This is a genomic window from Streptomyces europaeiscabiei (genome assembly GCF_001550375.1).
Lineage (GTDB): Bacteria > Actinomycetota > Actinomycetes > Streptomycetales > Streptomycetaceae > Streptomyces > Streptomyces europaeiscabiei.
In genome coordinates this window covers 1-7,944 of sequence record NZ_LRTR01000517.1, presented here as the reverse complement: position 1 = coordinate 7,944, position 7,944 = coordinate 1, and the positions used below count along the sequence as shown (strand labels likewise).

Annotated in this window: 9 protein-coding genes; 2 read left to right on the top strand and 7 right to left on the bottom strand. The window is 73.3% G+C overall.

The window, feature by feature from the left end; translation table 11 throughout:
• The 5 genes from AWZ10_RS25535 to AWZ10_RS25515 all read right to left on the bottom strand — a co-directional run.
• Positions 1–1,070, bottom strand: a 1,070-nt coding sequence (locus AWZ10_RS25535) for an AAA family ATPase (protein WP_159058331.1), incomplete at its 3' end; no start/stop codon positions are given.
• Positions 1,071–1,113: 43 nt separating this feature from the next.
• Entirely contained in the window at positions 1,114–2,277 is a 1,164-nt protein-coding gene (locus tag AWZ10_RS25530) for an exonuclease SbcCD subunit D (protein ID WP_046708962.1), read from the bottom strand.
• 211 nt (positions 2,278–2,488) lie between these two features.
• The gene (locus AWZ10_RS25525) at positions 2,489–3,115 is read right to left on the bottom strand and encodes a YigZ family protein (protein WP_046708963.1); all 627 of its coding nucleotides are present in this window, start codon (positions 3,113–3,115) and stop codon (positions 2,489–2,491) included.
• 97 nt (positions 3,116–3,212) lie between these two features.
• Positions 3,213–3,758, bottom strand: a complete 546-nt coding sequence (locus tag AWZ10_RS25520; protein ID WP_046708964.1) for a SixA phosphatase family protein — start codon at positions 3,756–3,758, stop codon at positions 3,213–3,215.
• On the bottom strand, positions 3,755–4,489 hold the full coding sequence (locus tag AWZ10_RS25515; protein ID WP_046708967.1) for a hypothetical protein: 735 nt from the start codon (positions 4,487–4,489) through the stop codon (positions 3,755–3,757). The genes AWZ10_RS25520 and AWZ10_RS25515 overlap by 4 nt, the downstream gene beginning before the upstream one ends.
• 192 nt (positions 4,490–4,681) lie before the next feature.
• On the opposite strand from AWZ10_RS25515, the gene AWZ10_RS25510 reads away from it, so the two are divergent.
• Positions 4,682–5,098 (top strand): CoA-binding protein, encoded by a 417-nt coding sequence (locus AWZ10_RS25510; protein ID WP_046708965.1) that lies wholly within the window; start codon positions 4,682–4,684, stop codon positions 5,096–5,098.
• Between the two features lie 176 nt (positions 5,099–5,274).
• On the opposite strand, the gene AWZ10_RS25505 is transcribed toward AWZ10_RS25510, so the two are convergent.
• Complete coding sequence (locus AWZ10_RS25505; RefSeq protein WP_060892093.1) at positions 5,275–6,228, bottom strand: universal stress protein; 954 nt, start codon at positions 6,226–6,228, stop codon at positions 5,275–5,277.
• A 78-nt stretch (positions 6,229–6,306) separates the two neighbouring features.
• On the opposite strand from AWZ10_RS25505, the gene AWZ10_RS25500 reads away from it, so the two are divergent.
• Positions 6,307–6,675: a VOC family protein gene (locus AWZ10_RS25500; RefSeq protein WP_060892092.1), complete on the top strand. Its 369-nt coding sequence runs from the start codon at positions 6,307–6,309 to the stop codon at positions 6,673–6,675.
• Between the two features lie 73 nt (positions 6,676–6,748).
• Here AWZ10_RS25500 and AWZ10_RS25495 read toward each other — a convergent pair.
• Positions 6,749–7,944: VWA domain-containing protein (locus AWZ10_RS25495; RefSeq protein WP_060892091.1), on the bottom strand; the 1,196-nt coding region annotated here is incomplete at its 5' end.

The following is a 7,944-nucleotide window of genomic DNA, read 5'->3' as shown; positions in this document are numbered from 1 at the left end:
CGGGGCAGTCCGGCGCGCGCGCGTGACTGGGCCGCGCTCGCGCTCCGGTGCTCGGTCTCGGCCTCGTCCCGCAGCTCCAGCGCGGGAGCCACGGCCTCCGCCTTGCGGCCCCGCTCCATCCGGGCCCGGTCCTCCCGGTGGCTCTCTGCCCGCTCCTCCAGCAGCTCGGCGCGCTCTCGCGCCTCCGCGAACCGCCGTTGCAGCCGCGCCACTTCGCGTACGTCGCCCAGGGTTCGGTCGGCGGCGGCCCGCGCCGACTCGGCCGCCGCCCGCGCGCTGTGGGCGATGGTGAGCCGTTCACGGGCGGTGCTGCGGACGACCGCGGCCCAGCCCAGCACGGCGTCGGCGAGCCCCGGGTCACCGGGCGCCGGCTCGGGCAGTTCCGGGGCGTCCCCCGCCGCCTGCTGCATCCGGTGGGCGTCGGCGAGCAGTTCCGCGTCGCCCTCGCGCACCTGCGCCTCGGTCGCCCGGCGCCGGTCGGCGAGCCGCTTCTCGACGGCGGCGAAGTGATGGGTGTCGAAGAGACGGCCGAGCAGCCTGCCCCGCGCCTCGGCGTCGGCGCGCAGGAAGCGCGCGAAGTCGCCCTGCGGCAACAGCACGACCTGGCAGAACTGCTCCCGGCTCATCCCCAGGGCCTGGGTGATCTCCTCGCCGATCTCCTGGTGGGAGCGGCTGAGGTCCTTGTAGGAGCCGGCGACCGCGTCGTACTCGCGCAGCCCGCTCTGCGCCTTCTCGACCGTGGTGCCCGCCCCACGCTTCTTGGGCCGCTCCCAGGGTGGCTGCCGGGTGATCTCCAGCCGGCGTCCGGCGACGGTGAGTTCGAGGCGGACCTCGGTACGCGTCGAGGGTGCCGCGTGGTCGCTGCGCAGGGCCATGCCCTGGCCGCTCTGCCGGGCGCCCGGCACCGAGCCGTACAGCGCATAGCAGACGGCGTCCAGGACCGAGGTCTTGCCGGCGCCGGTCGGGCCGTGCAGCAGGAAGAGCCCGGCGGCCGAGAGGTCGTCGAAGTCGACGGACTGCGCGCCGCCGAAGGGCCCGAAGGCCGTGATGTCGAGCCGGTGCAGTCTCATCGGGACCCTCCCGCTGCGGGCAGGCGCGGCCGGTGGGCAGAGGTCATCGGGCGACCTCCCGGACCGTCTCGTCGGCCCGTACGGCGTCGAACGCGTCCCTGAGCACGGTCCGTTCGTGCTCGTCGGGGCCCGTACCGCGGACATGGGCCACGAAGTCCTCGGCGATCTGCTGGTCGTCGCGTCCGGCGAGGCGCCGGGCGTAGGAGACGTCCGGGTCGCCCGGGGCGCGCTCGGGGTCGAAGACGAGGCTGAGCGTGTGCGGGAAGCGCTCGCACAGCCGGGCCATGGGTTCGGCGGGCCGGACCGGGTCGGTGAGGGTGGCCTCGACCCACGCCTCCTCGTGCCGGGCGAGCCCCGGGTCGGCGAGCAGATCGTCCATCCGCCCGCGGATCCGGGCGAGCGGGCGCGGCACGGGGCAGTCGATCCGTTCGGCGTCGACCGAGCCGTCGGCGCCGAGGTCCACCAGCCACATGCTCTTGCGGTGGTCGGTCTCGGAGAAGGAGTACGGCAGCGGGGAGCCGGAGTAGCGGACGCGGTCGGTGAGGGTCTGGCTGCCGTGCAGATGGCCCAGGGCCACGTAGTCGACGCCGTCGAAGACACCGGCGGGCACGGAGGAGACCCCTCCGACGGAGATGTCCCGCTCGCTGTCGCTGGGCGCGCCGCCGGTGACGAAGGCATGGGCCAGGACGACGGAACGGGTGCCCGCCGGGCGGGTGGACAGGTCGGTCCGGACCCGGTCCATGGCGGCGCCGAGCACCGCCTCGTGGCTCGCCTTCTCCACCCCGAACTCGTCCTTCACCAGGGCGGGTTCGAGATACGGCAGCCCGTAGAAGGCGATGTCTCCGTGCGTGTCGGCCAGGACCACCGGGGTGCCGGCCGCCGAGGCGGCCGTCCGCAGATGGATGCCCGCCCGGCCGATGAGGCCCGCGCCGACGCCGAGCCGCCGCGCCGAGTCGTGGTTCCCGGAGATCATCACCGTGGGCACGTCCAGCTCCGCGAGTCGGTGCAGGGCGTCGTCGAAGAGCTCGACCGCCGCCAGCGCGGGCACCGCACGGTCGTACACGTCCCCCGCCACGACCACCGCGTCCACGTCGCGTTCCCGCACGGTCGCGACCAGATGACCGATGAACTCGGCCTGCGCGCCGAGCATGTTCACCCGGTGGAACGCCCGACCGAGATGCCAGTCGGAAGTGTGCAGCAGCCTCATGATCCCCGAACCTAACAGGCGGGTCGGACATCACGGGCGGCTACCGGCGAACCGACCCGCGTACACCGCCTGCATCCGCCCTCCACACGCGCGTGCCCCTGACACCGGCAGCCCGCGCGTGTGCCCTCTCGAACTCGGCGACGTCGCGCGCGCGTGCCCTCGCGACGTCGGTACTCCGTGCGTGTGCCCCGCGAAACGGGTGAGATCCCGCTCACGTGTCCCCGTAGGCCTCGCCCCCGAGTTCGAATCCGGCCGTGCCCGCGGTGGTGTCGGCGAGCCAGGCGCGGAAGGCGTCCACGTCGGCGTCGGGCAGGCCGATCTCGATGGTGACGGCCTCCGCGTAGCGCACCTCACGGACCTCGCGCCCGGTGGACCGCAGGTCGTTCTGCACCTTGCCGGCGCGCTGGTGGTCGACGGTCACCGTGGCCAGCCGGAAGCGTCGGCGCGTGATGCCGCCCAGCGCGTCCAGCGCTTCGCCCACGGCACCGCCGTACGCCCTGATGAGGCCACCCGCGCCCAGTTTGACCCCGCCGTAGTACCGGGTGACGACGGCGACGACGTACCGCATGTCCCGTCGCAGCAGCATCTGCAGCATGGGGACGCCGGCGGTGCCGCCGGGTTCCCCGTCGTCGCTCGCCCGCTGGACGGCCGCGTCGGCGCCGATGACGTACGCGTAGCAGTTGTGCGTGGCGTCGGCGTGCTCCTTGCGGACGGCCGCGACGAAGTCCTGGGCCTCCTGCTCGGTGGCCGCCGGGGCGAGCGCGCACAGGAATCGGGAGCGGTTGACCTCGGTCTCGTGCACGCCGGCGCGGGCGACGGTGCGGTACTCGTCCTGCATCCGGCCACCCTATGCGCAGGCCGGCGCCCGTCCGTGCGGGGCATCGACCGGGGCTCGGTCGCCGGGGTCCGGGCCCCTGGCCACCTCCGATGTCCGGTCAGGTCTTCTGCTTCCCCCTGGCCACGATCATGTCCGTCAGCAGTGCCGTGCCCGGGGCGAGAGCGGCCCATGTCGCGCCGTGCCAGGAGAGGAAGGCGATCGCCGAGGTGGGGAACTTGGTCCGTATGTCGTCCAGTGTGTCGTCGAGGGCGTCGCCGGCCAGGTCCAGCACCAGTTCCTCCAGTCCCGGGTTGTGGCCGACGAGCAGCAGCGTCCGCACGTGGTCGGGGGTCGCGCGCACCACGTCGAGCAGCTCCGGCACATCGGCGGCGTACACCCGCGCGTCGTACCGTACGGGCGGCGGCGTGCCCCACTGCGCGGAGGCCAGCTCCCAGGTCCGGCGCGCCCGTACGGCCGTGGAGCACACGGCGAGGTCGGGCAGGCTGTCCGTCTCGGCGAGGGCCCACCCGGCGGCGGGGGCGTCGCGGTGCCCGCGGGGTGCCAGGGGCCGTTCGTGGTCGGGTACGCCCACGGGCCAGGCCGACTTGGCGTGCCGCAGGACGACGAGTCTGCGCAGCGGGCCTGCTCCGGCGCGCGCGGTCATGCCGTCGCCCCGATCTCACGGGTGAGTTCCAGACCGAGGAGCCGGTCCGCGTAGGCGTACGTCTCGAACCGCGCGCCGTCCGGTACGTCCTCCGCGCCCTCCACGTCCCGCAGGACGTCGAGCACCGCGCGCACGTCGAGGTCGTCCTCCCAGGCGTCCCGCAGGGTCTGTCGGACGGGCTCGGGAACCGGCCTCGACGGTCGCGTCGCCCAGGCCGCCACCGCCTTGCGCCAGTGGTCGAGCGTGTGGGCGGCCTCGGCCAGGGCGGTGGCGTCGAGGGTCACGGGGGTCCGGCGGGGGTGGCTGAGGAGAGCGAGCCGAAGGGCGGTGCCCGTCGCGGCCGACTCCTCGCTTCCCGTCACGGGGGCGACCTCGACCGTGACCTCGGTGGGGGAGCGGACAACGCCGTCGCCGTCCCCCTTCCCACCGTGATCGCCGCCCGTCGGCTCTCGCGAACCGACCACGTGCAGCACCCGCTGCCCCCCTCTCGTCCCGGAGGCCTCGCTCGGGCGGATGCCGAGGTCGTCGGCACGTTCCCGGAGCACGGCGGGCGGGTCGGCGACGAGGAGGACGGGACTCCCGCCCATCTCCAGGGCACGGGCGAGGACGTCGGCGACCAGCAGAACGCGCAGGGCCGAGGTGTCGTCCCCCGGCGCATGGGCATGGACCCGGGTGAGCGCCCTGCGGATCTCGGCGGGCTCGCCGGTCCGGGCGTCGGTGATACGCAGCACGGGGTGAGCGTAGGCGCGGGAACGGCCGAACGCAGTACGGAGGACGGCATTCCGGACGTCGAGCCGGGCAAGGAACCGCGGGGACCGCACGCGAGGCAAGGTATTCGGGGCCCGGGAATCGCCGGGCACCGCCCGCTGTTGCCGCAGGCAGCTCCCGCGACCGGGCGCTCCCACACGGACAGAGGAGACGGCATGTACGGCGACCCCGCCACGATCCGCAGGGTTCTGACGGAACTCGGCGACACCTGGGCCGTCGTCGGCCTGTCCAACAACCGCAACCGCGCGGCGTACGGTGTCGCGGAGGTCCTGCAGCGTTACGGCAAGCGCGTCGTCCCGGTGCATCCCAAGGCCGAGACGGTCCACGGCGAACAGGGCTACGCCTCCCTCTCCGACATCCCCTTCCCCGTGGACGTCGTCGATGTCTTCGTCAACAGCGATCTCGCGGGCCCCGTGGCCGACGAGGCGATGCGCATCGGCGCCAAGGCGGTCTGGTTCCAACTGGGCGTGCTCGACGAGCAGGCCTACCACCGAACCCGGGAAGCGGGCCTGGACATGATCATGGACCGCTGCCCGGCGATAGAAATCCCCCGTCTGACCCCCACCCCCTGAAAAACCAGGGGCTGCGCCCGCCCGTTTGCCTCCTGCTGTCTTTCGCCCCGGCAAGCCCCCGCCCGCCCACCCACAGCCGACAGACAACACCTGAAGCGGCGTAGAAGGGGCGCAGCCCCTGGGGATCGGATGAGCAGGGGCGGCGGGGGCGAGGAAAGCAATCCGTCCCCCGAACCTCAGTCGTGCGAGACAACCACCACAGGCACCCCCGCATGATGAAGCACCGCGTGCACCACCGGACCGATATGCGCCCCCACCGGCGAATGCCGAACCCGCCGCCCGACAACAAGCAGGGACGCGTCCCGAGACGCCTCCAGCAGATGCTCCGCCGCCTTCCCCCGCCGAGACTCCTCCACCACCTCCACTGCCGGAAACTCCCGCCGCCACGACACCAGCACCTCACTCAACGTGCCGGCCTCCACCTGCCCCACATCGGCATCGAGATCGGCCTCCAGCCCAGGCCTCTCCCGGAGGCCGGAGTGCGGCGGCGGACTCCAGTCATGAACGATCCGCAACGTGGCCCCCCTCACCACCGCCGCCTCGAACGCGAATTGGATCAAGGTGTGGTCCGGCTGCACGGTGTCCAGACCGAGCACGACGGGCCGGAACGGCGTCACGGCGGACGACACCCCGGTCGAGCCCGGCGCATGCTCGTCCACGGCCCGCTCCCCCGCCCGCACGAGCACGACCGGCCGCTCGGTGTGCGCGACGACATGCAGCCCGACGGACCCGAGCAGGAACCCGGCGATCCCGCTCAGCCCACGGGACCCCAGGACCAGCAGTTCCCCACCGTGCGCCGCCCGCACCAGTTCCTCGCTCGCCCGGCCGGTCAACTGTTCGACGCCCATGTCGACGTCGGGATGCCGCAGCCGAATCCCCTCGGCCGCCTCACTCAGCACCCGCCCGACGCCCGTCTCCCCCGACGCAGTCGGCCCCGCTCGCCCGCCCTGCCCGTCCGGTCTCGTCCCCGTACCCAACATCGGCTCCCGCCCCATCGGCTCGGGAACCGGCTCCCAGACGTTGACCAGCCGCAGCGGCAGCGTGCGGAGCCTTGCCTCCCGGGCCGCCCACTCGGCGGCGGCCAGGCTCTCACGCGAACCGTCGATGCCCACGGTGACGGTGCGGAACATGGGGCGCACCTCCTGAGGTCGAGGTCTGTTTCCAGCATCCCCGCAGAGCAGCCGATCCGCAGGGGCGAGAATCGGACCATGCTGAGAATCGGATCCGTGGTGCTGGGCGCGTCCGACGTGCGGCGGGCCGCCGCATTCTGGACGAAGGCCCTCGGGTACGTCCCGCGCGAGGAACCGGAGGACGACTGGGTCGTGCTGGTGCATCCGCGGGGCACCGGCGCCCAGCTCTCCCTCGGCCTCAGTGAGACCCCGGTGCAGGAGCGCCCTCGGGTACATCTGGACCTCTACGCGGGGAACGCGGAGGACCAGGCCGCCGAGGTCGAGCGACTGCTGGGACTGGGAGCACGCCGGGTCGACTGGGACCAGTACCCGAAGGACGCCGACTTCGTCGTACTCGCCGACACGGAGGGCAACCGCTTCTGCGTGATCGACACCGGCCGGGAGTGACCTCGGAGGCCGCGGGAGCGACCGCCGCACCCGGCAGGCGGACCACTCCTCGCGTCACCCCTCCCCCGACGCCTCACACCGGCAGCAACCGCGTCACCAGCTCGCCCAGTCGCCGCGCGTTCCGGCAGGCGTGCATGTCGACGATCTCGGCATAGACATGAGCTGCGGAGTCGCCCGTCCCCCACTGGCCCGGCGACTCGGGGTTCAGCCAGTGGACCCGGCGGGCACGGGCCACGACGCGCCGCAGGGCCGCGGCGTTGGGATCGAACCCGTTGGTGCGGGCGTCACCGAGCACGATCACCGACGTACGCGGGCCCACCGCGTCGAGGTGGCGCTCGGCGAACTCGCCGAGCGCGGCACCGTAGTCGCTGCTGCCGTGCCAACCGGACACTGCGGCCTCGGTGGCGATCCGGCGGCCGAGTTCCGCGGGATCGGCCTCACCGTTGGTGACGAGGCGGGTGACCTCGTCGACGCGGTTGACGAAGGCGTAGACCCGCACCTTGCTGAACTGCTCCCGCATCGCCTGCACCAGCAGCATCGTGAAGTTCGCGAAGCCGGCGACCGACCCGGACACATCGCACAGCAGTACGATCTCCGGACGGGCGGGCCGATGCCGCCGATAGGCCGGGCGCAGCGGCACACCGCCCGTGGACAGCGAACGCCGCAGCGTACGCCGGATATCGATCCGACCGCGCGCGGCCCTGCGCCGCCGGGCGGCGAGCCGGGTCGCGAGTTTGCGGGCCAACGGCTGGACGGTACGGCGTAGTTCGACGAGTTGCTCACGGCTCGCGATGAGGAAGTCGACCTGGTCGGCGCTGGGCGCGATGCCCCGCTCGGCGATCATCTCCGCGCCCCGGCGCTCGGCGACCCGCCGCCGCGCCTCGGTACGCACCCGGTTCCGGAAGTCCTCGATACGGCGCCGGATCTCGTCGGCGTCCAGCCGATCGGTGAACCCGCCCGAGCCGAGACCCGAGCCCGCACCCGCACCTACAGTCGAGCCGAATGCGAAACCGCCGCCGAATCCCATACGGAGCCCACCACCAGGCCCACCACCGGCCCCCGCCCCGGAGAAACCGGCGTCGGCCTCCCCGCCCGCCCCCTGCGAGGCCGCGAGGATCCGTGCCAACAGCGTCTGCGGCCGGAGGCGGTCCAACGTCTGGTGGGCCGACCAGCCGTCCGAGCCGGGGGAGCCGTAGCGGCCGAGCAGGTCCACGGCCTCGGCCGCGAGTCGGGTGAGCGCGGCCGCGTCGTTCGCGGCCAGCGCCTCGG